At 60.9% G+C, this 23583-nt stretch carries 24 protein-coding genes; 11 read left to right on the top strand and 13 right to left on the bottom strand.

All coding sequences use genetic code 11. From position 1 onward, the window contains the following. Positions 1-27: 27 nt before the first annotated feature. The 4 genes from gcvT to gcvP all read left to right on the top strand — a co-directional run bounded on the left by gcvT (position 28) and on the right by gcvP (position 4761). A complete protein-coding gene (gene gcvT / locus GGQ68_RS19910) occupies positions 28-1149 on the top strand; it encodes a glycine cleavage system aminomethyltransferase GcvT (protein ID WP_183969121.1) in 1122 nt (373 codons plus the stop codon). Positions 1150-1166: 17 nt separating this feature from the next. Then, positions 1167-1526, top strand: a complete 360-nt coding sequence (gene gcvH, locus GGQ68_RS19905; protein WP_183969119.1) for a glycine cleavage system protein GcvH — start codon at positions 1167-1169, stop codon at positions 1524-1526. Further along, complete coding sequence (locus GGQ68_RS19900) at positions 1495-1818, top strand: hypothetical protein (protein ID WP_183969117.1); 324 nt, start codon at positions 1495-1497, stop codon at positions 1816-1818. Before gcvH ends, GGQ68_RS19900 begins: the two co-directional genes overlap by 32 nt. 96 nt (positions 1819-1914) lie before the next feature. Continuing rightward, positions 1915-4761, top strand: a complete 2847-nt coding sequence (gene gcvP, locus GGQ68_RS19895; RefSeq protein ID WP_183969115.1) for an aminomethyl-transferring glycine dehydrogenase — start codon at positions 1915-1917, stop codon at positions 4759-4761. Positions 4762-4766: 5 nt separating this feature from the next. Here gcvP and GGQ68_RS19890 read toward each other — a convergent pair whose 3' ends face one another. The 5 genes from GGQ68_RS19890 to GGQ68_RS19870 form a co-directional block, all read right to left on the bottom strand. Beyond that, positions 4767-6185 carry a UdgX family uracil-DNA binding protein gene (locus tag GGQ68_RS19890; protein ID WP_183969113.1) on the bottom strand — a complete coding sequence of 473 codons (1419 nt, stop codon included), beginning with the start codon at positions 6183-6185 and terminating at the stop codon, positions 4767-4769. Beyond that, entirely contained in the window at positions 6185-7420 is a 1236-nt protein-coding gene (locus tag GGQ68_RS19885) for a putative DNA modification/repair radical SAM protein (RefSeq protein WP_183969111.1), read from the bottom strand. Before GGQ68_RS19885 ends, GGQ68_RS19890 begins: the two co-directional genes overlap by 1 nt. Positions 7421-7477: 57 nt before the next feature. After that, positions 7478-8362, bottom strand: coding sequence for an inositol monophosphatase family protein (locus GGQ68_RS19880; RefSeq protein WP_183969110.1), 885 nt, complete (start codon positions 8360-8362; stop codon positions 7478-7480). Positions 8363-8507: 145 nt separating this feature from the next. After that, positions 8508-11024, bottom strand: coding sequence for an ABC transporter permease (locus GGQ68_RS19875; protein ID WP_183969109.1), 2517 nt, complete (start codon positions 11022-11024; stop codon positions 8508-8510). Beyond that, positions 11021-11719, bottom strand: a complete 699-nt coding sequence (locus tag GGQ68_RS19870; protein WP_183969108.1) for an ABC transporter ATP-binding protein — start codon at positions 11717-11719, stop codon at positions 11021-11023. Before GGQ68_RS19870 ends, GGQ68_RS19875 begins: the two co-directional genes overlap by 4 nt. Here GGQ68_RS19870 and GGQ68_RS19865 point away from each other — a divergent pair. Beyond that, on the top strand, positions 11718-12416 hold the full coding sequence (locus tag GGQ68_RS19865) for an arylesterase (protein WP_425502990.1): 699 nt from the start codon (positions 11718-11720) through the stop codon (positions 12414-12416). The genes GGQ68_RS19870 and GGQ68_RS19865 overlap by 2 nt on opposite strands. A 1-nt stretch (position 12417) precedes the next feature. Here the strand turns inward: GGQ68_RS19865 and GGQ68_RS19860 are convergent, their stop codons facing one another. The 6 genes from GGQ68_RS19860 to GGQ68_RS19835 all read right to left on the bottom strand — a co-directional run bounded on the left by GGQ68_RS19860 (position 12418) and on the right by GGQ68_RS19835 (position 16071). Continuing rightward, the gene (locus tag GGQ68_RS19860) at positions 12418-12615 is read right to left on the bottom strand and encodes a hypothetical protein (RefSeq protein ID WP_183969107.1); all 198 of its coding nucleotides are present in this window, start codon (positions 12613-12615) and stop codon (positions 12418-12420) included. A gap of 36 nt (positions 12616-12651) precedes the next feature. Continuing rightward, a complete protein-coding gene (locus GGQ68_RS19855) occupies positions 12652-13812 on the bottom strand; it encodes a geranylgeranyl reductase family protein (protein ID WP_343056007.1) in 1161 nt (386 codons plus the stop codon). 32 nt (positions 13813-13844) lie between these two features. Beyond that, positions 13845-14393, bottom strand: coding sequence for a L,D-transpeptidase (locus tag GGQ68_RS19850; RefSeq protein WP_183969105.1), 549 nt, complete (start codon positions 14391-14393; stop codon positions 13845-13847). A gap of 134 nt (positions 14394-14527) precedes the next feature. Then, positions 14528-15184 carry a MotE family protein gene (locus GGQ68_RS19845; protein WP_183969104.1) on the bottom strand — a complete coding sequence of 219 codons (657 nt, stop codon included), beginning with the start codon at positions 15182-15184 and terminating at the stop codon, positions 14528-14530. 9 nt (positions 15185-15193) lie between these two features. Continuing rightward, the gene (locus tag GGQ68_RS19840; RefSeq protein ID WP_183969102.1) at positions 15194-15538 is read right to left on the bottom strand and encodes a hypothetical protein; all 345 of its coding nucleotides are present in this window, start codon (positions 15536-15538) and stop codon (positions 15194-15196) included. Positions 15539-15549: 11 nt separating this feature from the next. Beyond that, the gene (locus GGQ68_RS19835) at positions 15550-16071 is read right to left on the bottom strand and encodes a flagellar basal body-associated FliL family protein (protein WP_183969100.1); all 522 of its coding nucleotides are present in this window, start codon (positions 16069-16071) and stop codon (positions 15550-15552) included. Positions 16072-16197: 126 nt separating this feature from the next. Between GGQ68_RS19835 and fliF the strand changes: the two genes are divergently transcribed. Genes fliF through GGQ68_RS19810 form a run of 5 tightly spaced genes read left to right on the top strand, consistent with a single transcriptional unit; the run spans position 16198 to position 20699 of the window. After that, positions 16198-17802 carry a flagellar basal-body MS-ring/collar protein FliF gene (gene fliF / locus GGQ68_RS19830; protein ID WP_183969159.1) on the top strand — a complete coding sequence of 535 codons (1605 nt, stop codon included), beginning with the start codon at positions 16198-16200 and terminating at the stop codon, positions 17800-17802. Then, a complete protein-coding gene (locus GGQ68_RS19825) occupies positions 17799-18416 on the top strand; it encodes a FliH/SctL family protein (RefSeq protein WP_183969098.1) in 618 nt (205 codons plus the stop codon). Before fliF ends, GGQ68_RS19825 begins: the two co-directional genes overlap by 4 nt. Then, the gene (locus GGQ68_RS19820) at positions 18409-18693 is read left to right on the top strand and encodes a FliM/FliN family flagellar motor switch protein (RefSeq protein ID WP_183969096.1); all 285 of its coding nucleotides are present in this window, start codon (positions 18409-18411) and stop codon (positions 18691-18693) included. Before GGQ68_RS19825 ends, GGQ68_RS19820 begins: the two co-directional genes overlap by 8 nt. A 4-nt stretch (positions 18694-18697) precedes the next feature. Further along, a complete protein-coding gene (gene fliP, locus GGQ68_RS19815) occupies positions 18698-19429 on the top strand; it encodes a flagellar type III secretion system pore protein FliP (RefSeq protein ID WP_183969094.1) in 732 nt (243 codons plus the stop codon). Between the two features lie 58 nt (positions 19430-19487). Then, complete coding sequence (locus GGQ68_RS19810; protein ID WP_183969093.1) at positions 19488-20699, top strand: MFS transporter; 1212 nt, start codon at positions 19488-19490, stop codon at positions 20697-20699. Here GGQ68_RS19810 and trhO read toward each other — a convergent pair. Then, complete coding sequence (trhO, locus tag GGQ68_RS19805; RefSeq protein ID WP_183969091.1) at positions 20696-21625, bottom strand: oxygen-dependent tRNA uridine(34) hydroxylase TrhO; 930 nt, start codon at positions 21623-21625, stop codon at positions 20696-20698. The two genes, GGQ68_RS19810 and trhO, sit on opposite strands and share 4 nt — an antisense overlap. Positions 21626-21664: 39 nt before the next feature. Then, on the bottom strand, positions 21665-22882 hold the full coding sequence (locus tag GGQ68_RS19800) for an Hsp70 family protein (RefSeq protein WP_183969089.1): 1218 nt from the start codon (positions 22880-22882) through the stop codon (positions 21665-21667). Positions 22883-22984: 102 nt separating this feature from the next. On the opposite strand from GGQ68_RS19800, the gene pncA reads away from it, so the two are divergent. After that, the gene (gene pncA, locus GGQ68_RS19795) at positions 22985-23578 is read left to right on the top strand and encodes a bifunctional nicotinamidase/pyrazinamidase (protein ID WP_183969087.1); all 594 of its coding nucleotides are present in this window, start codon (positions 22985-22987) and stop codon (positions 23576-23578) included. Positions 23579-23583 lie beyond the last annotated feature (5 nt).

Below are 23583 nucleotides of genomic sequence, written 5' to 3'. Positions count from 1 at the left end.
GGGTCCCGGCGAACGAACGGGGGCCTTATGGCGCAGGACGATACCAACACTGATTTGCAAGAGACCGTGCTGAACGGTCTGCACCGTGCGCTGGGCGCAAAGATGGTGCCCTTCGCGGGCTACGACATGCCCGTGCAATATGGCCTTGGCGTCATGAAAGAGCACCTGCACACGCGTGCGCACGCCGGTCTTTTCGACGTGTCGCATATGGGGCAGGTGGTGTTGCGCGGTGACGGTCTGGATGACGCGTTGGAGCATCTCGTTCCCGTTGACGTGGCCGGGCTGCCTGTTGATCGGCAACGCTACGGTTTCCTCATGAACGCCGAGGGCGGGATCGAGGATGACCTGATGATCGCCCGTCGCGCGGATCATCTTTTCATTGTGGTTAACGCGGCCTGCAAGTCAGCGGATATCGCTTTGCTGCGCGCTGCTTTGGAACCGAAGGACATCACGGTTGAGGTGCTTGACCGCGCTTTGATCGCCTTGCAGGGGCCGTCAGCCGAGGACGTGCTGGCGGAATTGGCCCCCGAAGTGCGGGCCATGCGTTTCATGGATGTGGCCACAGTGACACTGGATGGGGCAGAGGCGTGGGTTTCCCGCTCCGGCTACACCGGCGAGGACGGCTATGAAATCTCCGTGCCCAACGCGGCGGCGGAGGCCTTGGCCAAACGCCTTCTTTCCGATGATCGGGTCGAAGCCATCGGCCTTGGCGCGCGCGATTCGCTGCGCCTTGAGGCCGGTCTGTGCCTCTACGGGTCTGATATCGACAGCACCACCAGCCCGGTTGAGGCGGGTCTGACATGGGCCATGGGCAAGCGTCGGCGCGCCGAGGGCGGTTTCATCGGCGCGGATATTGTCCAGGCCCAACTGGCCGATGGCGTTGCCCGCAAACGTGTCGGACTGCGCCCCGAAGGGCGTGCGCCCATGCGTGCCGGCGTTTTGCTGTTTGACGCCGCCGAGGGAGGCGCGCAGGTTGGCGAAGTGACGTCTGGCGGGTTTGGCCCGACGGTCGGTGGCCCGGTGGCGATGGGCTATGTGGCGGTGGAAAGCGCGGCCACGGACACACGGCTATGGGGCGAAGTGCGCGGCAAGCGGATGGCGGTCGACGTCGTTTCGCTGCCCTTTGTTCCCAATGGATTCAAAAGGTAAGCCGACAGGAGACAGGCATGAAGTTTACCGAGGAACATGAGTGGTTGATGATAGACGGCGACCTCGTCGTTGTGGGCATCACGGCGCACGCAGCGGAACAGTTGGGCGACGTTGTGTTCGTCGAACTGCCGGATCCGGGCGGCGAGGTGTCCAAGGATGACGAGGTCGTGGTGATCGAGTCGGTCAAGGCGGCGTCAGATATCCTTGCGCCATTGGACGGCGAGATTGTGGAGGTCAACGAGGCCCTCGTCGCTGATCCGGGCAAAGTAAACGAAGACCCCGAAGGGGACGCCTGGTTCTTCAAGATGAAGATCGAGGACATGTCCGAGCTGGATGAGTTGATGGATGAAGCGGCGTACAAAAAGTTCATCTCCTGAACCTGTTGCCCTCGGCAAACCCGAGATGGCGCTGTGGCGTCGTCTCGGGGCGGAGCTGTCGGATGGCGTCTTTGACCGGTTCGACAGCTTCGAGGCCGCGCTCGGCGCCGCGCTGGATGCGTTTACCGCCGAGGAGCGTGCAGCCTTGCAAGGCATCATCTCAGGTCTGGCCGCTGACGGCGACGCGCGTGATGCCTGGGCGGCCTCCGGCGCTGAAATTGGGTTCGGCGGACCGCGCGACGCGCGCATGGCGCTGTTGATGCTGCTCGAAGCGGCGAAAGCAAAAGCCTGACACTGGCGCCCGCAATCGCGGGCGACCTATGGATAACATGACCAAGAAGACACCAGAGCCATTGGGCTGTTGGCGTCTCATGGAAGGACTGCGACGATGACTTACGAGCCGATCGACTATCTCCCCTATGATTTCGCCAACCGTCGACATATCGGCCCCTCGCCAGACGAAATGGCGCAGATGTTGGACGCGCTGGGCGTGGATGATCTGAACGCCCTCATCGCCCAGACCGTGCCGGAAGACATTCGCTGGGAGGGTAAGCTCGACTTCGGCAAGGCGCTGTCAGAGCGAGAGGTCATCCACCGCATGCATCAGGTGGCCCAGCAGAACGAGGTGCTCGTCTCGCTCATCGGCCAAGGCTACCACGGCACCGTCACACCCCCCGCGATCCAGCGAAACATCCTCGAAAATCCAGCGTGGTACACGGCCTACACCCCTTATCAGCCGGAGATATCGCAAGGTCGTCTCGAAGCACTCTTGAACTACCAGACCATGGTCTGCGACCTGACCGGCCTGCCTGTGGCCAATGCCTCCCTGCTGGATGAGGCCACTGCCTGCGCTGAGGCCATGACCATGGCGATGCGCGTGGCAAAATCCAAAGCCCGCGCCTTCTTCGTTGATGAGAACTGCCACCCTCAGAACATCGCCGTGATCAAAACCCGCGCCGAGCCTTTGGATATCGATGTCATTGTCGGTCCGGTGGACCAGCTCGACGCCAGCAAGGTGTTTGGCGCGATCTTCCAATATCCCGGCACCCACGGCCATGTGCGCGACTTCACGTCCGAGATGGAGGCGCTGCACGCGGCCAAGGCCATCGGCGTGGTCAGTGCCGATCCGATGGCGCTGTGCTTGCTGAAGGAACCGGGTGCCATGGGCGCGGATATCGCCGTTGGCTCCACCCAGCGGTTTGGTGTGCCAGTCGGCTACGGTGGCCCGCACGCCGCCTACATGTCCTGCCGCGACGAGATGAAGCGCGCCATGCCGGGCCGGATCGTCGGGATCTCGATCGACAGCCACGGAAACAAGGCCTACCGCCTCGCGCTGCAAACCCGTGAACAGCACATCCGCCGGGAAAAGGCGACCTCCAACGTCTGCACTGCGCAGGCGCTTCTGGCCGTCATGGCGGGGTTTTACGCGGTGTTCCACGGGCCAAAGGGCCTGCGCGCCATTGCGCAACGCATTCACCGCAAAGCCGCGCGGCTGGCCAAAGGGCTGGAGGCGGCGGGCTTCGCTGTCGAACCAAAGCAATTCTTCGACACGATCACCGTTGACGTGGGCTTGCTGCAACGTGGCGTCCTGCAGGCCGCCGTGCGCGAAGGGCTGAACCTGCGCAAAGTCGGCAATACCAAGGTCGGCATCACCGTAGATGAACGCACGCGGCCCCAGACCATCGAAGCCGTCTGGCGCGCCTTTGGCCTTGTCCGCGACGATGATCCACAAGAGTCCGAGTACCGTCTGCCGGAGGCTTTGATCCGCCAGTCCGACTACCTGCAACACGACGTGTTTCACATGAATCGGGCCGAGACCGAGATGATGCGCTACATGCGTCGGCTTGCCGACCGCGATCTGGCGCTGGACCGTGCGATGATCCCGCTGGGGTCCTGCACGATGAAGCTCAACGCCGCCGTGGAAATGATGCCGGTGTCATGGCGCGAATTTTCCATGATCCATCCCTACGCGCCAAAGAATCAGGCGAAGGGCTACGACGTGCTGATCCGTGACCTGTCGGAGAAGCTCTGCGCGATCACGGGCTATGATGCCATCTCCATGCAGCCGAACTCTGGCGCGCAGGGGGAATATGCCGGGCTCTTGACCATCCGCGACTGGCAGCGCGCGCGCGGCGAGGGGCAGCGCAACGTTTGTCTGATCCCGGTCAACGCCCACGGCACGAATCCGGCCTCCGCGCAGATGGTCGGGTGGAAAGTTGTCGCGGTGAAATGCGACGCCAACGGCTCCATCGACCTCGACGACTTCCGCACCAAGGCCGAGACATATAGCGATCAGCTTGCCGCCTGCATGATCACCTATCCTTCGACCCACGGCGTGTTCGAGGAGACCGTCAAACAGGTCTGTTCCATCACGCATGAGCACGGCGGGCAGGTCTACATCGACGGGGCGAACATGAACGCCATGGTGGGGCTGTCGCGCCCCGGTGACCTTGGCGGCGATGTGAGTCACCTCAACCTGCACAAGACATTCTGCATTCCGCACGGCGGCGGTGGGCCGGGCATGGGGCCGATCGGGGTCAAGGCGCATCTGACGGCACACCTGCCGGGCGATCCGCTGTCCGGCAATGGAGCAGTCAGCGCGGCGGCCTTTGGTTCGCCCTCGCTGCTGCCGATCTCCTGGGCCTACTGCCTGATGATGGGCGGCGAGGGGCTGACCCAGGCCACGCGCATCGCCATTCTGAACGCCAACTACATCGCCAAACGGTTGGAGGGCGCCTTTGACGTGCTGTACCGGGGTCGCACCGGCCTGGTGGCGCATGAGTGCATTCTGGATGTACGTGGGTTCGAGAAATCCGCAGGTGTCACGGTGGACGACATTGCCAAACGCTTGATGGACGCCGGTTTCCACGCGCCCACCATGAGCTTTCCCGTACCGGGCACTCTGATGGTTGAGCCGACGGAATCAGAAACCAAGGCCGAACTGGACCGTTTCTGCGACGCCATGCTCGCCATCCGGGCAGAGATCCGCGCCATCGAAAACGGAGATATGGACCGCGATCAGAACCCGTTGAAAATGGCACCCCACACGATGGAAGACCTCGTGCGCGACTGGGATCGCCCCTACACGCGCGAGCAGGGATGCTTCCCGCCGGGGGCCTTCCGTGTCGACAAGTATTGGCCGCCGGTGAATCGCGTGGACAACGTCTACGGCGACCGCAACCTGATCTGCACATGCCCGCCGATGGACGCAGACATGGATGAAGCAGCGGAATAAGTGCGTTAAACCGACCTCGCCGCCAGTGCGAGGTCGGCCCGATAACGCGCCTCTTCCTCGGCCCTCAGCCCCGCGTCGGGCAGGCGCAGAATGTAGCTGGGATGCACGGTAACCATGAACGGAATTCCATCCTGCGTCTGCTCAAACCGCCCGCGTCTTCTCAGCAAACCTTCTCGCGTGCCGGTGAGGCTTTCCAGCGCAGTGCCGCCCATCGCGACGATCAGTTTCGGCTGAACGCGCGCAACTTCTAGGTCGAGCCACCATTTGCAGTGCTGAATTTCATCGCGGTTCGGGTTCTGGTGCAGGCGACGTTTGCCGCGCGGCTTGAATTTGAAATGCTTCACAGCATTGGTGACATAGATCCCGTCACGATCAATTCCGACCTGTTCCAAGGCCGCATCAAACACCGCCCCGGCGGGGCCGGCAAAGGGACGCCCTGTCAGATCCTCTTGATCGCCCGGTTGCTCCCCCACGATCATCAGCGCGGCGTCCAACGGCCCCTCGCCTGGCACTGGCTGAGTCGCGTTTTCCCACAAAGGACAGCGCCGACAGCCCTGCAGCGCGATCAGGAACTGATCCTGGGTCTCCAGCTTGGCGGCTTGTTGGGAATGGAGCCGATCAAGAATCGGCGCGGCGCGGGCCGGGGCCAGTGTCGGCGCCTTTGCGGCCATCTCGGCCGCGCGGGCCTGAGCCGTTGCGATCATCTCGGGGATCAGATCGGCCTCAGGCAGATTTTTCCAGTACTTTTTTGGCATCTCTGCCTGCATTGCCTTCACCTTCACCCGCGCGGGATTGAAGATCGACCGGAAATAAGTACGCCAAAGCTCTTCGGTCGCATCTTCGGGCAAGGGCGGTTTCGTCACGCCGTCCGAAAATGTCACAGCCCCATCGTAATGCGCCGTCAGATGCGGGGTGAAAATCGTCCAGTCCATGTCGCCAAACCGCTTGGCAAAAAATGGCGCGCTCGGTTCCATGATGAAGTGCGACGGCTCAAACCAGGCGGCAAATGCACGACGGTTCGCGCCCGGCTGTGACACTTCCCGAAAGCGTACAAAGGCCGTCATCTTGTGTTTGTCCCGACTGACCTCTTTGGCCATTTTGTGCAGCCGGTCGATACGCGGATCGCCGCGGTCTGCCAGCAGGCCCTTGTCCCTTTGCAACGCATGAAGCACCGCGTAGAGACGCGCAAACCGTTCTGGATCACGGTTCCAAATGACAAGATTTGCGAGTGAAATGAATTGTTTGGACGCTGTGACCGCTTTGTCGCCTTTCGGCAGTGGTATTTTTGCGCCAAACAGATCCGCGCTGTCATCACCGAAGGACCACAGGATGTCCTCAGGCGGCGTTTCCGCCGACAACAACGTCCGCGCCGCATCCCGCCATGCGCCAAACGTCCCAACCTGCGGAAGCGAAACGCTGTGCATCAGAAGAGCGAAAGCTGTTCCGGGGGCGGCGCAAATCGCGCGCGTAAATCAACGGTGTCCGTCAAGGCACGCGGCGACCAATCGAGTGCATGAATGAAGGGTTTCGCATTTTTCAGGTTCGCGCCCATGCGCCGTAAATCGTCATACCGCAGAGTGCGATGCCGGCGGGTTGTCAGAATGCGGTTAACAGTTTTGGTGCCGAAACCCGGGACCCTCAGCAGCACTTCACGCACCGCGGTGTTGACGTTAACGGGGAAAATCGTCCGGTTTGCCAAGGCCCAGGCGAGCTTTGGGTCAATCTCCAGATCAAGGTTGCCATCGTTGCGATTGGCGGTGATCTCATCCACCTCGAATCCGTAAAACCGCATCAACCAATCCGCCTGATACAGCCGATGTTCGCGGATCAAGGGCGGCTTGACCAACGGCAGCACCTTGGACGCGTCCGGGATCGGCGAGAACGCAGAATAATACACGCGTTTCAGTTTGTAAGAGCTGTAAAGCCTTGTACTGCTTTGCAAAATAGTCGCGTCATTGGCGCCGTCCGCGCCAACGATCATTTGCGTCGACTGCCCTGCGGGCGCGAATTTCGGCGGCCGTTTTCCAGTGTGCGATTTATCCTTTTGCGCCTCTTTCAGCACGCGCACGTCGGCCATGGCTCGACGGATCTGATCGGGTGACTTCTCCGGTGCGTAATCTTTGACCGCGCGATCCGTGGGCAATTCGACGTTGATCGACAGCCGGTCAGCGTAAAGACCGGCCTCCTCGATCAGTTTCGGATCTGCATCCGGAATCGTTTTAAGATGAATGTAGCCGCGAAAATGATGTTCCTGCCGCAGCGATCGCGCAATGCGCACCATGTCGATCATCGTGTCGTCGGGCGACCGGATAATCCCGGAGGATAGAAACAGCCCTTCGATATAGTTGCGGCGGTAGAACTCCAAAGTGAGATGAACCACTTCCTCGGGCGAAAACCGCGCACGCTCCACATTGCTGCTGACACGATTGATGCAATAGGCGCAGTCGTAAATGCAGAAATTTGTCATCAGAATCTTGAGCAGCGAAATGCAGCGACCGTCCGGCGCATAGGCATGACAGATGCCCGCCCCGGTGACGCTTCCGAGGCCCTTGCCATCCCGCGAATCCCGCTTTTGCCCCCCGCTTGATGCGCAAGAGGCGTCATATTTGGCGGCGTCCGACAGAATCGCCAATTTGTGGTCCAACGATTTTGTGCTCATGTGTTCACTCTACGTTCACATCGATGTGCGAACAAGAGGGGAACAGTAACGGCTTTGTCAGGCGTTGACGGGCTTCGCCGGCGCGTCGAGCAAGAAGTCAAAGAGGTCGCGCAACCGCCCCCAAGTCGCCGCGTCGGAGGCGCACAACAAATAGCCTTCCTTTCCGACCAAATAGTCGGAGCCGTCAAGCATGGCCACATGACCGCCAGCTTGCTGGATTGCGATAGCGCCCGCCGGATGATCCCAAGCGGTCATCTTGGCGAATAGAACGAAATCCGCATTGCCGGAGGCGACCATTCGTGCCTCGTGGCAAGCGCACCGAAGGGAGGTGATGCGCGCAAATTTAGGGAACGTTGCGGCAAGCTGTGCTTGCTTGTCTTTCGGGACCAGCGCAACGGGCGCAAAGCCAACGAGGTCTTCGATTGGGCCGCCTTTGGTGGTTTCCAACGTGCGACGCAGATTGCGTGGCATGACCAACTCTGTCGGACCTCCGGCGGAGGCGGTGATGAAATCGTTAACCATCGGGTCATAGAGCAGACCGTAAACCGGTCGCCCGTACCGAAGGACGGACAGCATCACGCCAAACAGCGGCAAGCCCTTTGCATAATTCCAGGTGCCGTCGACCGGGTCGATGGTGAAACAGATCTCGGCTTCGGCAATTTTTTCGAGGATCTCCGGATTCAGTGACGCATGCTCTTCCCCAACGATCAGCGCGTGGGGAAACATGGTTTGCAACGCGCGGGCAATCATAGCCTCCGCGCCTTTGTCAGCCTCCGTGACAAGATCATGGATGCCGGTTTTCGTATCGATTTGATGCGACGACAATTTGCGAAACCTGGGCAAAATTTCCGTCTTGGCGGCGCGTCGAATGAGGTTCAGGATCTGTGCGCGCTGCGCCATCGTCAGGGGGGCCGTTACAGGCACGGGAAGAGAATCGGTCATTGGGTGCGCTCCGGCATTCTGCTGCGGTTGCATCATGAAGTGACAGCGCCATCGCCGGGGTTCAAGGGCGGGGACGGCTGAATGTTGGCAAATCGGAAGGCGCAGGGGCTTCACTCCGCCCTGCGCCTCTCGGGGCAAAAACGCCCTATTCACTGGCGCGCAGCACCTGCGCCGGACGCACGGCAAGCGGGCGCCATGCGAACATCAGGTTTGCGATCAATGTGGCGAGCACGCCGCCAGTGACGACGCCAATCGCATTTGGCCAGACTACGGAGAAAGTTGTGTCCATCACGAATGTCATGATCGCCCACCCGCCGAGGATGCCAGCCGCCAGGGCCACCAGTCCTGCGCTTGCGCCCAGCAAGGCAGAGCGTAGGGCGAAACTCTGCAATATCTTTGATCGGGACGCGCCCAGCGTTTTCAACACGGCTGATTCATATGTACGCGCGGTTTCTCCCGCCGCCGCCGCACCGATCAGCACGAGGAAACCTGTTACCAAGGTGGCAGCAGCCCCCCAACGGACCGCCGTGGCGATGCCGTCAACCAATTCGGACACGCGGTCGATCGCATCGCGCACCCGGATCGCGGTGATATTGGGGTAGGCGTCGGCGAGATCGCGCAAGATCTGAGCTTCGGCCTGAGGTTCTGCGTAAACGGTGGAAATGAAGGTATGCGGCGCAGCAGAGACCGCTGCCGGATTCAAGGTCATGACAAAACCAATCCCCGCGGTTGAAAAATCCACTTCGCGGAAGGACGTGATCGTCGCGGTGATGTCGCGACCGAGGATGTTGATCGTGATCGTATCACCCAGAGAGAGCCCGATTTCTTCTGCTTCCTCTGCTGCGAAACTGACCTGGGGTGGTCCGGTGTAGTCCTCGGGCCACCACTCTCCCGCGGTCACTGTGGTGCGGCTGTCAGGCTGGGCGGCGTAGGTGATGCCCCGATCCCCGCGCACAACCCAGTGACCGCCGGCGACCTCCTGGGCAGACTTGTCATTTATCCGCGTGACGATGCCGCGCATCATCGGGGCGCTGTCGACGCGGCTTACAGCGGGATCGTTTTCCACACGATCCCTGAACCCGTCGATCTGATCCTTTTGGATATCAACAAAGAAATAGGAGGGCGCACGTTCCGGCAACTCTCGCTGGATAGCTTGCCTGAAATTGCCATCAATTTGTCCGATTGCGGCAAGAACGGCCAGTCCAAGACCCAGTGAAAGAACCACGGCAGATGCGCTTTCCCGAGGTCCGCCGATGCTGGACACAGCCCACCGAAGTGCTGGGCGTCCGCGCGTGATGCGCGTGGCGCGCCGCGCGGCGCGTTGGATAAGCCACGCGGCACCGGCCAACAGGATCAGTGCGCCGAGTATGCCGCCAGCGGTTGCAAACGTCAGGCGCGCGTTGCCGGAAAACACCGCTGCCGTGCCCACCAATCCGATGACTAGAATAACCGTGGCAACGATGTATCGCGGTCCGGGCAGCACCTTCGCACCGGACAAAGCATCGCGGAACAATGTAGCGGCGCGAACCTCCTCTGCGCGGGCAAGTGGCCACAGGGTGAAGAGCAACGCCGTGAGGGTCCCGTAAAGCGCGGCCTCGATCAGGGGGGCCGGATAAAGGGTGAAAATTGTAGGGATTGGTAAGGCTGTGGCGATGATCGGGGACAGCAGCAACGGTATCCCCGCGCCGAGGATCAGACCCATCACAATGCCAAGCACGGACAGAACGCCGATCTGTAGAAAATACGTCAAGAAAATCGTTTGCCGTGTGGCCCCAAGCGTCCGTAGAGTCGCGATGACGGATGTCTTGTTCGCGAGGTACGCCCTCACCGCGGCTGACACGCCGATGCCGCCGACGGCCAAGCCGGACAGCCCGACCAGCACAAGGAAACTGCCCAGGCGGTCCACGAAACGCGCAATTCCAGGCGCACCGCGGCGAGAATCGCGCCACCGCAAACCGCTCGACTGGTATTTGGCCTCTGCGTCTTGGCGTGCCAGATCAAGATCCGTGCCCTCGGGCAACAGCAAACGGTATTCCGTTTCGAACAGTGAACCGGGTGCCAGCAAGCCTGAGCCGTCCAAATCGTCGGTCCGTACAAGCGTCCTTGGCCCCAACCCGAACCCGTCGCCCGCGTCATCCGGCTCCGTCACGAGAATAGCGCGTAGTGTGAAATCCGCCTCGCCAAGGCGAAATGTGTCGCCCGGCGACAGCGCAAGCCGATCCGCGAGAACCGGGGCCATCACGGCGCCGCGTTCTGCCAACGCTTCATCCAACGATATGGCCGGGTCCAGCGCAACCGAGCCAAGCAAAGGATAGGCCGCGTCGACAGACTTTACTTGTGTCAGGCCTCGCTCGGTTTCGCCATTCCGCGTGACCGTCGCCATTGATCTGAAATCAGTAATTTCGGACATCTTGGTCGAAATATCGTCGAGGTAGGCGCGCTCTTCGTCATTGGCGAAACGATAGGTGAATTCAGCTTGTGCATCGCCGCCCAGCAGGACTGCGCCCTGGTCCTGAAGGCCGGCTTGAATGGCCGACCGGACGGATCCGACACCGGCGATGGCCGCGACCCCAAGGGCCAGGCAGGCAAGGAAAATGCGAAAGCCGGACAGGCCGCCGCGCAGTTCCCGGCGGGCGAAACGGGCGGACGTCTTGAAACTCATTCGGCAGCCTGTGTCGCGGTGGCCTCAGCGTCAATCAAGCCATCTCGCAACGGAATGGTCCGGTCGCAAAGTGTGGCCAGCTCAGGCGCGTGGGTCACGAGCACGAGGGTCGCCCCGTGTTCGCGCGACAGGTCGAACAGGAGATCGGTGATGGCCTGACCATTGGCCCCATCGAGGTTGCCCGTCGGTTCATCCGCGAGCAGAATGCGCGGCTGCGGCGCCAAGGCCCGCGCAAGCGCCACGCGTTGTTGTTCCCCGCCGGATAGCTGCGCCGGATAGTGATCGCCGCGATGGCCCAGGCCAACCTTGTCCAGCATGGCTTGCGCGCGACCAAACGCATCGGCCTTGCCCGCCAGTTCCAACGGCGTGGCAACATTCTCCAGCGCGGTCATCGTGGGAATAAGATGAAAGCGTTGGAAGACCACGCCCATGTTGTCGCGCCGAAACCTGGCCAACGCATCTTCGTCCATGTCCGTCAGATCTTGGCCAAGCGCCAAGACCGCGCCTGAGGTCGCACGCTCCAACCCGCCCATGATCATCAGCAGCGACGACTTGCCAGAACCGGAGGGGCCAATCAGGCCAAGCGTCTCTCCGGCAGCAACATCCAGCGATATGCCGTGAAGGATTTTCACCATCCCGGCATTGCCCCTGAGGCTCAGAGTGACATCTTGGAGAGAGAGAACAGGTTCGGTCATGAAAGGCTCCGCGATGTGGTCAGTATTCAGATATGGTGTTTTTCGCGGATGCAGCAAGGCAGCACTGGTCGGCTTGGTAACGATTGGGTTGACAACACCGGCGATGACACGTGCCGATACGGTGCATTTGTTGGCGTTGGGCGACAGTCTGACGCAAGGCTATGGCTTGCTTGAAGACGAAGGTTTCGTGCCGCAGCTGCGGGAATGGCTGACGGAGCGCGGCCATGATGTCAGGATCGTGAACGGTGGCGTGTCCGGAGACACGACTGCTGGCGGCTTGTCACGGGTGGAATGGTCGCTGACGCCGGAAATAGAGGGTATGATTGTCACGCTTGGCGGCAACGACTTGTTGCGTGGCATTGATCCATCGGTCTCTCGCGCCAACATTGAAGGCATTCTACAAGTGGCCGAGGCGCAGGATGTTGACGTCCTTTTGATAGGCATGACCGCGCCGGGAAACTATGGCGCTGATTACAAGGCTGATTTTGAACGGATTTACCCGGAACTCGCCGAGGGCTATGGCACACTCTACCTTGATAATTTTTTCACAGGTGTCTTGCAGGATGGGGAGATGCCAGCAGACGTCGGCAACGTTATGCAAAGCGACGGCATCCATCCGAACGCCCTAGGCGTAAAGCAAGTTATCGAGGCCGTCGGACCAAAGGTCGAAGATTTGATTGCGCGGATTGAAGGGTGATTCAGACCGCCGCGTTCTCTCGACCCGGCATTTGCGGTGGCAAAGTCCAGCTGTACAGCAGAAAAGCAAAGCCCAGAACGACTGACAGGCTGAGGTAAAGGCCGAATGCGGCCATTGGCGGAACGCTGGCCACGGCCCAAGCGGCAACCCCAACGAGGGTACCCAGAATACTGCTGAACAAGAATGCAATTATAGCCATGACAAAACCTCTTACCCGATCATACGCGCCAAATCGTTAACGCGAGATGAACTTATCAGGGCCTTTGCTGGGCGATTTTGCGTCTCTAAGGGCGCGCAGCGCAAAACCGGGCGCACGTATTGCCATCTGCCGCATGATCGCGCCGTATTCTGTTTCTCCCGCCAGCAGCCTCAAGTATTCCGACTTCAGGGTTTTGGAGCGCCGAAAGCTTTGGATAAAAGTCGGACGCAGGGCTTCGCGGAACATGATCTGACGCAGGACGCGCGCCTGTTTCAGGCTGGAGTGGATAGGCTTCAGGGACCGTTTGTATCGCTTCAATGCTGATTGCGGTGCTTGATTGGCCAAGGCCTGCGCGACCGCGATGCCAGCCAGTTCTCCGCTGCGCATGGCGTGGGCAATGCCCTCTCCCGTAATCGGGTCCACCAGACCCGCGGCATCTCCGGCCAACAGAACACAGCCCTTTCCCGGCGTCGCGCGAAAGCCGCCGAACGGCAAGAATTGCCCCTTCACCTTCAGCGGTTCAGTCACGCCAAGCTGCTCAAGATACGCGGCCATTTTAGCCTTCATATCAGCGTTGCGGTGCATCACGCCGCCAACACCAATCGTGGTGCTGCCGGTTTTCGGGAACTGCCAACCATAGCCCCATTCAGCTGCACCAAAGTCAATGCGCAGCGGCACATCCGTTGCGGGCCCGGGACGCTCGACTTCCAAAGCAAAGCCAATTTGCTTCCGATCGAATGCTTCCCCAAACAGTAACTTGGCTGTCGGACTGTTCACCCCATCCGCTGCGATAATGACAGGCGCCACCAGTCGAATGTTCGGTAAATCCACGGCAGTGGCATCCAGATCGAGCGTGCCAGATTGCCCGGTGAAGTCTTCGGCGCCCGCCTCGACGGCAAGCCGCACCAAATAGGCGTCGAGATCATGCCGCATACACAGGTGGATCGGCGGTGCATCTTCTCCGGCCTCAAGATTCTGACCGAAGGCGTAAAACTCGAAAGACTTCCGTTTCTCCAACGGAATTTCCGGCATGGTTTTGCCGAAAATCCGAGCGTAATGGCCGATCGCACGTCCGGTCAGGCCACCACCGCATAACTTGTCCCGAGGAAAGTCATGCTTGTCGATCAGAGCGGTCCGCAGACCATTCCTCAAGGCAGTACACGCAGCCGAGGTGCCCGCGGGACCCGCTCCGATCACAATTAGATCGAAGGATCGCGTCGGCCGTCCTGTCACAGAACCGTAACTTTGGTTCCTACGGGCACCCGCGGATACAGGTCTTGGACATGCTCATTGATCATCCGAACGCACCCGTTGGATACAGAGCGCCCGATAGACCGGGGCGACGTTGTACCGTGGATTGCGTTGTAGGTGTATCGACCGTCGCGATAGAGATACAGGGCGCGTGCACCAAGCGGGTTACCCGGACCACCCGGCTGGACATAGTCGTTGTCGATAAACTTGCTGTAGGACTGCGGATCGCGTTCGATCATCGCGTTGGTCGGACGCCACGTCGGCCACTCTTTTTTGCCACCGACGTAAAATTCACCGGATATCGCTTGACCTGCCTTGCCGAAACCAACCCCGTAACGCATCGCTGAGCCAGGCTGGTCAATGTAATACAGGAAGTGCGCGCGCGGCAGAATCAGGATTTGGCCCGTCGCCGCGTCCGGCTTCATCCCCACGCGCTGGGGTTTGAACATGGGATCGACCTCAAAGGCGAGGGCGGGGGTAGCAAGCGTCGCTGCTGCTGCGGCGACAAATGTACGACGGCTGATCATGGCGACACTCATCTATTGGTTTATCTTAGACATGTGGCCTCTGGCCGGTCGAAAAGCAATCCCGGCTTCCCGGTGAGAGGGGTCACAAGGGCGTGGGGGGTGTGTTGTGTGTGGCGTATAGGCAACACCCATTATCACTCTTTGGGGACGTTCGCGTTGCGGCCAGCAAGGATCACGCTGATCAAATAGGCTTTTTGCGGGTCCATCCCGGCCATGATTGCCGCAGCCGAATTGGGCCGCATGCGGGATAGAAAACCGGCTGCAAATTGCGGATCCATCTCCTGGAAGAGTGCCGCAGCCTGCTTGGGCTTCATATTGGCGTAAACGTCCGTCAACTGCGTCAAGTCATCTTCTGCCGCCGTCCGAGCCAAGGCCAGCGTATCGCGCAATCGTTTCTCTGCGTCCTCAAGAGCCTGCATTTTGCGCTCAATTTCTTGTTCCGCGACCGAAAGTGCCTGCATTCGCACATTCATGTCTTCTTCGCGCTTTGAGACACGCGCCTCCCGCGCCTTCAAGGCGGCGATCAGGGGAACGATCTCGGCGTCGGACACACTCGAAGCGGCGCTGCCCTGAGCTGCGTGCTGCTCTTCGCGGACCTCGGGCGCGTGGCTTTCCGCGTCCGCATCCGCTTTCGCCATGGCCTCGCCAGCGCCAACACCAACGCGCACCAAGGCCGACGCCAGAAGCAGAGCGCCGATCGCGGCCAGGGTGCCTTTCGGCTTTTTACGAGACTTGCGGACGGATTTCGCTTTGGGCGCCTGAACATCAGCCTGCTTTTTAAACAGTTTCATAAGTCGACCTCAGTTTCGAGAATGGCGGACAAAGACCGGTTCCGACGCTTCCGGGGCCGGTTGTGGCTTTTGAGGCAGGTCGTGCATTGACGCGACAAGTAACTCCAATCTTCGCGCGACATCTTCCGCCCGGTCTGTCAGCTCTTGCAGGGACTTTGACGAATCGCCGGCACTGTCCTGAGCCGCCGTCAGCGTGCGCGTCAAATCGTCGACCTGGGCGGACAGAACAGCCACGGCACCGCCGACGCCGTTCTCCAGATCGGTAAACTTGCTTAACCTGCGGGCCAGGATGAAGCAGTAAAACCCCGCCCCGAGCGCACCGGCCACCAACAGAATATCTGCAATCATTTCCATAGGATTCTTCCTCAATTCAGAACGAATTCGAGGACCAGGAGGTCGCGGACCCGGTCCTCCCCGGCGACAAGGCGCACACGTCGCAGCATTTGTCCGCGCAGCTTCACCAGCGCGCCCGGCGCTTCGAGATCGCGCGGTTCAAGCGCGCGAAGATAACTGTTCAGTACGTCTTGGACGCGCGGCAGGATTCCCTCGACCTCGGCGGCGTAGTTTTGCGGTACCTCCAGGCTGGCGCGAAATCGCAGATGCGCTGCCCGTGTCCCGGGGCCAAGCGACACAACCACCTGCGGCACCTCGATAAACGACACTGCAGGCAAGGCAGGTGTATCGACCTGCTCTTCCGACTCGGCGCCGCTGTCACTCCCGGCGCTGTCCTCCGCAGTATGATCACCGTCACCCCCCAGCATTCCTGACTGCACGGCAAAAAAACCGCCACCGCCACCCGCGAGGGCCAGAACAATGCCGATGATAAGCGGCAACTTTGAAGGCTTCTTTTCTTCGACGTTTTCGTCGTCGACCGTCGCATCCGACATGCAGAACCTCTTTTCCGATCTGCAGCCGTTTTAAAGGAAAGGGGCTAACTGATTGTTAAGTCGAATGCGCCAAAACTCTGAACAACCGAACAGAAGGTTTGGACGGAGGTTGGATTGAGCCAGATCATGAACAGTTGGGCGGCCCTTGGTGGACGTCAGAGAATGGTGGTTTTGGGTGCAACCCTGGCCATGGTGTTGGCAGTCTGGGGATTGGCGAGAATCGCTTCCGCCCCGAATTATTCGCTCCTGTACGCCGGGCTCGAAAACGGAGCCGCCGGGGATGTTGTTACAGCGCTCGAACAGCGCAACGTACCGTTTGAGGTGCGCGGCGGGGCAATCTTTGTTCCCGAATCGCAGCGTGATGAGCTGCGGCTCACCTTGGCGAGCGAGGGGCTGCCGGCCAACAGCGGGCAAGGCTATGAGTTGCTTGATGGACTGTCGGGCTTTGGCACCACCAGCCAGATGTTCGATGCGGCGTACTGGCGCGCGAAAGAGGGGGAATTGGCGCGAACAATCGTCGCGAATGCCCAAATCGCCAGTGCGCGTGTGCACATCGCCAACAGCTCTGCGAACCCGTTTCAGCGCAATGTGACTCCAACGGCGTCAATCTCGGTCACCACGACAGGAGGGTCGCTATCGGCGACCCAAGCGCGAGCGCTCAAGTACCTCGTGGCCTCTGCCGTCCCCGGCCTAGAACCCGAAAGCGTCGCGGTGATCGACGGTAAAGGTGGCCTGATCGGTGCCGAGGATGACAACACTGGCGGGCCCAGCGCGGATGACAAGGCCGCTTTGCTGCGCGATCGTGTGCAACGCCTGATGGAGGCGCGCGTCGGCCAGGGCAACGCCGTGGTCGAGGTCAGTGTCGACACCGTCACTGAAAGCGAGATGATCCGCCAGCGCAGCTTTGACCCGGAAGGGCGCGTGGTCATTTCCACAGATACGGAGGAAAGCACCGATACCTCGCAGAATCAGGACGGCGGCGACGTGACGGTGGCCTCCAATCTGCCAGACGGGAACGCTGGTGGCGGAGAGACTTCCTCGTCCCAGAGCGCCGAAACGCGTGAACGGATTAACTACGAAGTATCAGAAACCACGCGCGAAATCACGAAGGTGCCGGGCGCGATCAAACGTCTGACAGTGGCTGTCTTGGTGAACGGCACCTACACAGACGACGGGAATGGTGGGCAGACCTTTGTTCCCTTGCCGGATGGCGAACTCGAAGCGTTGCGTGACCTGGTGTCCTCCGCCGTAGGATACGATCAGGAGCGCGGGGATGAAATCACACTTCGCTCGCTGCCCTTCGAGCGTCCGGAAGGTCTTGGGACCGGCCCAATCGAACCCGGTCTCTTCACAGGTGTGATCGACACGATGCGCCTGATTCAGATAGCTGTGCTCGCCGTCGTTGCCCTCATCCTCGGGTTGTTCGTGGTGCGTCCCGTTCTCGCCAGTGCTGATGCAGCCGGGGCCGCGGGAGCTTTGCCCCCACCCGATGGCGCCTATGATGCCGGACCAGCACTGGATGGCGAGATCGAGCCGATGGGTGGCTTTGGCGATCTGCCGATGATGGGCGATGGACCAGATTTCAGCGGCATGGGCATGGGCGATTTTGATGGGTCATCCTCTGATGACGATCCTGTCGATCGCCTGCGCAACCTCATCGAGGAACGCAAGACGGAGACCGTGGAAATCCTGCGCAGTTGGCTGGAAGAGGACAAGGAGAAAACAAGTTGAGCGCGCTAGAGGACCTATTGGAAGACTTCGGAACCGGCAGCTCTGTGACCTTGCCTTCCCTCAACCAGCCCGAAGCATCGATCAGCGAATCCGAACTGGAGGGGCAGAAGCTCGAAGCCTTCGAAAAAGGCTATCGCGCAGGATGGGATGACGCGGTGAAGGCGCATTCCGATGATCGCACGCACATCACCAGCGCGTTGGGTCAGCATCTGCAGGATCTGTCTTTCACTTATCAGGAGGCCTATAGCCAGATGATGAATGCGGTCAGCCCTTTGCTGACGGAGATGGTCGGCGCGCTGTTGCCCGAAATGGCCCGAGCCACCCTGGGCCATCACATCGCCGAGCAACTCGAAAAACTCAGTAACGAAATCGGGGGCGCGAGCGTGGAGATCGCGGTCGCCCCGGGTAAGCTCGAGGCCGTCGGGTCCGTGCTTGACGCCGATTTCGGCTTTCCGATCCAGCTGGTTGAGGACGATACCCTCTCCGAAGAACAGGCCGACATCCGTTTCTCCCAACAAGAACGCCAGATTGATCTTGGCGACCTTATCGCGTCCGTAAGTGAGGCCGTGCAGGGATTTGCCTACGAAAACCAAAGGAAAACGAACCATGGATAATGCGCAGGCCGGACAGGCGCAGGGCAGCACGCCTTTTACCTCCGTTCCGATCGAGATCACCGTATCCGTCGGCAAGGCACGCCCTCTTGTGCGCGAGCTTTTACAGCTCAACGAAGGGTCTGTTCTCACCCTCGATAAGCAGCTGGACGACCCGGTGGAACTTTATGTCGGGGAAAAGCTCATTGGAATCGGCGTTTTGGAGGTGGTGGAGGGAGACGGCCACGGCCAATTGGCCGTACGTCTGACCGAAGTGGTCGACTTGCAAAGCCCGGCCTGACGCCATGCGATTGGGGGTCATTTTGGCGCTGTCCTTCGGGGCGGTTCTCCTCGCGCAGCCTGCGCTCGCGCAATCCGTTTCCATAGACGTGGGGGAGGGTGGATCAATCACCGCCACGTCGGTCCAGTTGATCGCGCTGATTACCTTGCTGAGCCTCGCGCCCGGCATCGGGATCATGATCACCTGCTTTCCGTTTATGGTCACGGTTCTGGCGATCTTGCGGCAGGCCGTGGGGCTGCAACAGTCACCCCCCAACATGTTGATCGTCAGCCTCGCATTGTTCCTGACCTATTTCGTGATGGAGCCTGTGTTTACAGAGGCTTACCAAGCAGGGGTTCAACCCCTGATCGAAGAGCAGATTGAAATTGAAGAGGCTGCCGTTCGGGCCATCGCGCCGTTCCGCGAGTTTATGGCCGGGCGCACGGACGCCGATACCTATCAAGCCATGGCCGACCTTCGCCCTGACGCGGCGATGACGACCCTGGAACCTGCATCGCCGCTGTCCGTTCTGGTGCCCAGCTTCATGCTGTCAGAGGTCGCGCGCGCCTTTCAGGTGGGCTTCCTGATCTTCCTGCCATTTCTGATCATCGACCTTGTTGTGGCGGCTGTGTTGATGTCCATGGGCATGATGATGGTGCCACCGGCCATTGTGTCTTTGCCTTTCAAACTGGCCTTCTTCGTGGTGGCCGACGGATGGAGCCTGCTGGCCGGCAGTCTCGTCAGAGGGTACTTCTAGCACACAAAGCGGCGTTTTCGGACTGGTGTGCAGGGTTTGCCCCTCATATGGTTTCACCATGAATCCGTCCCCTTTTGACAGTGGCTACTCGTGGTGGCGGCTCGCCCTGACCTTGGCGATTGCCGTGATGGGCAACGCGGGCATGTGGGCTATCGTTGTGATCCTGCCTGATGTGGCCAACGAATTTGATGCGGGCCGTGCCGGTGCGGCAATGCCCTACACCATCACCATGGTCGGCTTTGCGCTGGGCAATCTGTTCATCGGTCGCGCCGTGGACCGCTACGGCGTGAAGAGGGCGCTGACCGGGGCGGGCGTGCTGATCGCGCTGGCTTACATGCTGGCCTCCCTCGCGCCCTCGATCCTCATTCTGAGCGTGGTTCAATTCTTCATTGGCTTCGGCACGGCAGCTGCCTTTGGTCCGTTGATTGCCGATGTGTCGCTGTGGTTCCAACGCTGGCGCGGGCTGGCTGTGGCGGTCACGGCCTCGGGCAACTATCTGGCCGGGGCGATCTGGCCGTTGGTCCTTGCCGGCCTCTCGGGCGACGCAGGCTGGCGGTGGAGCTACATGGCGCTTGCTGTTCTCACGATCACGATCTTTATCCCTCTGGTATTGCTGCTGGGCCGCACCGTACCGGAGGACGCGCTCAGCCAAGCCGAGGCTCAGGCGCGGGAGAAGGCAAGAGCCACGGGTTTCTCCTCCCGCCAACTGGTCTGGCTCTTGGGGGCGGCGGGCATCGGGTGTTGTGTGGCCATGTCCATGCCGCAGGTGCACATCGTCGCGCTGTGCGTTGACTACGGCTTCGGCGCGATGGCGGGGGCGCAGATGTTGTCAGTGATGCTGATGGGCGGCGTTGTCTCACGCATCGGCTTTGGCCTGTTGTCTGATCGGCTGGGCGGGGTGCGGACCCTGCTCATCGGATCGGTGCTGCAAGCGCTTGCGCTGTTCCTTTACCTGCCGGCGGGCGGTTTGGTCAGCTTGTACGTCGTCAGTCTTATCTTCGGTCTCAGCCAAGGAGGCATCGTCCCGGCCTACGCGGTGATCGTCCGGGAATATCTGCCTGCGCGCGAAGCGGGCGAGCGGGTGGGCTTCGTTATCATGCTCACGATCATCGGCATGGCGCTGGGCGGTTGGCTGTCCGGGGTGATCTACGATCTGACCGGCAGTTACGAATGGGCCTTCATCAACGGCATCGGCTGGAACGCCATGAACATCGCGGTGATGGTGTTGATCCTGACGCGCGGCAGACGGGCGAACGCGGCCCTGGCCTAGCGTTCGAGGGGGTGATCATCCTCGTCGGCGTGCAGGTGCCGCTCGCCACGGGCATGGGCCAGGGCGATCTGCTTTTGCCGCTCGCGGAAGCGCGCCTTGTCCTCATCAGAGGTTTCTTCGACGCAAAGGTGACAGCTGACGCCATGTTCGTATTCCGGGCGCGCGCGATCCTCGGGCAGAATGGGTCGACGGCAAGCGTGGCACATCACGTGGGGCCCCTCGGTCAGCCCGTGATCAACCGACACACGACCATCAAACACAAAGCAGGATCCATTCCATGTGCTGTCCTCTTGCGGGACCTCTTCGAGATATTTCAGGATGCCGCCTTTGAGGTGGAAGACCTCTTCGACCCCCTGTCCAATCAGGTAGTTGGTGGATTTCTCACAGCGGATGCCACCGGTGCAGAACATGGCGATGCGCTTGTTGTGAAAGCGGTCCTTGTTCTTTTCCCACCAAGCCGGGAATTCGCGAAAGCTGGTCGTCTCGGGGTCGACCGCGCCTTCGAAGGTGCCGATGGCGATCTCGTAGTCATTGCGCGTGTCGATGACCGCCACGTCCGGAGACCGGATGAGGTCGTTCCAATCCGAAGGGTCGACGTAATGACCGACGCGGGCCTTGGGGTCCACGTCAGGCTGGCCCATGGTGACGATCTCTTTCTTCAGCCGCACCTTCATGCGGGCGAAGGGGCGCACCTCGGCGGTGGAGAGCTTCCATTCCAGATCGGCACAGCCGGGCAGGCCGCGCAGATGGGCCAGCACCGCGTCTATGCCGTCGCGCGGGCCAGCGATGGTGCCGTTGATCCCCTCGGCGGCCAGCAGCAGCGAGCCGGTCACATGGGCCTCGCGGCAGAGCGCCAGCAGCGGGTCACGCAGAGCGGTGTGATCGGGAAAGCGGGTGAAGTGGTAGAGGGCGCAAACAGTGTACATGAGCGTGCGGTACTCCCAGAATTGTCAGCTGACAATCGGCTATTCTGCCGCAATGGCAAGGCCATGGACCACGGCGGTAAAGACCTCGGTGTCGACGGGTTGGGCATCGGGCAGGGCGGTGGCCATGGCGCTGCGCACGGCCCCCAGCAGGGAGGAGCCGCCGACAAAGACGACGCTGTCCACGGTGGCGGGGGCAACGTCTGCCTCGCGCAGCGTCTCCATCGCTTGAGCGGCGATCTGGTTGGCGAAGTCGGTGAGCGTTGCGTTCATCGCCTGTTGAGACAGATCGAGTCCAAGCCCTTTTTCGATTTCACGCAGATCGATTCGCCCCATGTCCGCGCTGTTGGCCGCGATCTTCCCGGCCTCGACCGCGTAGGCAATGTCGTGGCCAAGATGGCTTTCGAGCACGTCGGACAGCCGTTCAAATGGTTCGGGGTCGGGGGCGAGGCGAATCCAGCGGCCCACTTCGCGCAACTGGGCAGCATCGTAGACAAACGGGATCTTTTCCCAGCTTGCCAGATCGTGAAACAGGGCCTTGGGCGCGGCGTGGGTGCTGCTGCCCATTTCTGCGCCGATCTCGGCACCGTAACCGAACAGCGGCATGGCGAAATCGAGGCTCAGGGCCTTGTCGAAGTCGGTCCCGCCCAGCCGCAGGCCGGTGGAATGGATCACCTGCGTGTCTGACCCGGCGCGGTCGCACAGCGTAAAGTCGGAGGTGCCGCCGCCGATGTCGACGATCAGCGACCGCCCCTGCACGCCAGAGGCCAGCGCGGCGGCCTCCGGTTCGGGGAGGAAGTCGACATGCTTGAACCCGGCGAGGTGGTAGGCCTCTGTCAGGTCGGCCAGCGCCTGCGCGTCACGCTCGTCAGAGGCGGAGTGAAATCGCACCGGACGCCCCGACAGCGCGGTGTCGAAAGTCATGTGCGTGTGCGTCTCGGCGCGTTCGCGGATCTCTGACAGGAAGCGGGCGATGACCTCGATCAGGGTGATGCGCTCGTTCAGGATGCGGCGCGGTTCGCGGGCCAGCGGCGTGCCGAGAATGGATTTCAGCGCGCGCATGAAACGTCCCTCCGCCCCGTCGCGCATGGCGCGGGCGGCGGCGGAGCCATAGACATATTTCTTGTCGGCAAAGTCGATGAAGACGGCGGTGGGCAAGGTCTGTTCGCCGGGTTCCAGCGGGATCACGTAGGGCTGGTTGCCCGCCATCACGCCAGCGGCGGTGTTCGAGGTGCCGAAATCCAATCCGAGCCGAGCCATGGGAATCCCTTTCGTTCGAAGCGGGCGGAATAGCCAGAAGTTGCGGCTATGGCAATCCATCTGTGGCCATCCTAGGGTTGCCCAAACGATAGGGAGACCGCCATGCACGCGCTGATCGTGATCGACGTTCAAAACGATTTCTGCCCCGGGGGCGCGCTTGCCGTGCCGGGCGGGGATGAGATCGTGCAGGATATTAATGCACTGATGTCAGAGTTCGATGCGGTGGTGCTGACGCAGGACTGGCATCCGGCGGGGCATTCGTCCTTTGCCTCCACCCACGACGGCCGCGCGCCGATGGAGATGATCGAGATGCCCTACGGACCGCAGGTGCTGTGGCCCGACCATTGTATACAGGCCTCTCCGGGCGCGCAGTTCCATATGGCGCTGGAAGCGGACCGCGCTGACCTGATCCTGCGAAAGGGGTTCCGCACGGAGATCGACAGCTACAGCGCGTTCTTCGAGAACGACCATCGCACGCCAACCGGGCTGGAGGGTTATCTGCGCACGCGGGGGATCGACCGGCTGACCATGGTGGGGCTGGCGTTGGATTTTTGCGTGAACTTTTCCGCCGTGGATGCGGCAAAGCTGGGATTTGGGGTGGAGGTGCGGGAACATCTATGCCGTGCCATTGATTTTGACGGCTCCCTTCAGGCGGCAAAGACGGGGATGCAGCAGGCGGGCGTGGCGCTGGTTTAGCCACT

The sequence above is a fragment of the Sagittula marina genome, assembly GCF_014196795.1.
Taxonomy (GTDB): domain Bacteria; phylum Pseudomonadota; class Alphaproteobacteria; order Rhodobacterales; family Rhodobacteraceae; genus Sagittula; species Sagittula marina.
Note: the sequence above shows the minus strand (reverse complement) of the source record. Positions and strands in the feature narration are given on the sequence as shown.

Excerpts from the sequence above, each read along its gene's own strand:
- gcvT (WP_183969121.1), top strand. The coding sequence starts at position 28 with ATGGCGCAGGACGATACCAACACTGATTTGCAAGAGACCGTGCTGAAC.
- gcvH (WP_183969119.1), top strand. The coding sequence starts at position 1,167 with ATGAAGTTTACCGAGGAACATGAGTGGTTGATGATAGACGGCGACCTC.
- GGQ68_RS19900 (WP_183969117.1), top strand. The coding sequence starts at position 1,495 with ATGAAGCGGCGTACAAAAAGTTCATCTCCTGAACCTGTTGCCCTCGGC.
- gcvP (WP_183969115.1), top strand. The coding sequence starts at position 1,915 with ATGACTTACGAGCCGATCGACTATCTCCCCTATGATTTCGCCAACCGT.
- GGQ68_RS19890 (WP_183969113.1), bottom strand. The coding sequence starts at position 6,185 with ATGCACAGCGTTTCGCTTCCGCAGGTTGGGACGTTTGGCGCATGGCGG.
- GGQ68_RS19885 (WP_183969111.1), bottom strand. The coding sequence starts at position 7,420 with ATGAGCACAAAATCGTTGGACCACAAATTGGCGATTCTGTCGGACGCC.
- GGQ68_RS19880 (WP_183969110.1), bottom strand. The coding sequence starts at position 8,362 with ATGACCGATTCTCTTCCCGTGCCTGTAACGGCCCCCCTGACGATGGCG.
- GGQ68_RS19875 (WP_183969109.1), bottom strand. The coding sequence starts at position 11,024 with ATGAGTTTCAAGACGTCCGCCCGTTTCGCCCGCCGGGAACTGCGCGGC.
- GGQ68_RS19865 (WP_425502990.1), top strand. The coding sequence starts at position 11,718 with ATGAAAGGCTCCGCGATGTGGTCAGTATTCAGATATGGTGTTTTTCGC.
- GGQ68_RS19870 (WP_183969108.1), bottom strand. The coding sequence starts at position 11,719 with ATGACCGAACCTGTTCTCTCTCTCCAAGATGTCACTCTGAGCCTCAGG.
- GGQ68_RS19860 (WP_183969107.1), bottom strand. The coding sequence starts at position 12,615 with ATGGCTATAATTGCATTCTTGTTCAGCAGTATTCTGGGTACCCTCGTT.
- GGQ68_RS19850 (WP_183969105.1), bottom strand. The coding sequence starts at position 14,393 with ATGATCAGCCGTCGTACATTTGTCGCCGCAGCAGCAGCGACGCTTGCT.
- GGQ68_RS19845 (WP_183969104.1), bottom strand. The coding sequence starts at position 15,184 with ATGAAACTGTTTAAAAAGCAGGCTGATGTTCAGGCGCCCAAAGCGAAA.
- GGQ68_RS19840 (WP_183969102.1), bottom strand. The coding sequence starts at position 15,538 with ATGGAAATGATTGCAGATATTCTGTTGGTGGCCGGTGCGCTCGGGGCG.
- GGQ68_RS19835 (WP_183969100.1), bottom strand. The coding sequence starts at position 16,071 with ATGTCGGATGCGACGGTCGACGACGAAAACGTCGAAGAAAAGAAGCCT.
- fliF (WP_183969159.1), top strand. The coding sequence starts at position 16,198 with ATGAACAGTTGGGCGGCCCTTGGTGGACGTCAGAGAATGGTGGTTTTG.
- GGQ68_RS19820 (WP_183969096.1), top strand. The coding sequence starts at position 18,409 with ATGGATAATGCGCAGGCCGGACAGGCGCAGGGCAGCACGCCTTTTACC.
- fliP (WP_183969094.1), top strand. The coding sequence starts at position 18,698 with ATGCGATTGGGGGTCATTTTGGCGCTGTCCTTCGGGGCGGTTCTCCTC.
- GGQ68_RS19810 (WP_183969093.1), top strand. The coding sequence starts at position 19,488 with ATGAATCCGTCCCCTTTTGACAGTGGCTACTCGTGGTGGCGGCTCGCC.
- trhO (WP_183969091.1), bottom strand. The coding sequence starts at position 21,625 with ATGTACACTGTTTGCGCCCTCTACCACTTCACCCGCTTTCCCGATCAC.
- GGQ68_RS19800 (WP_183969089.1), bottom strand. The coding sequence starts at position 22,882 with ATGGCTCGGCTCGGATTGGATTTCGGCACCTCGAACACCGCCGCTGGC.
- pncA (WP_183969087.1), top strand. The coding sequence starts at position 22,985 with ATGCACGCGCTGATCGTGATCGACGTTCAAAACGATTTCTGCCCCGGG.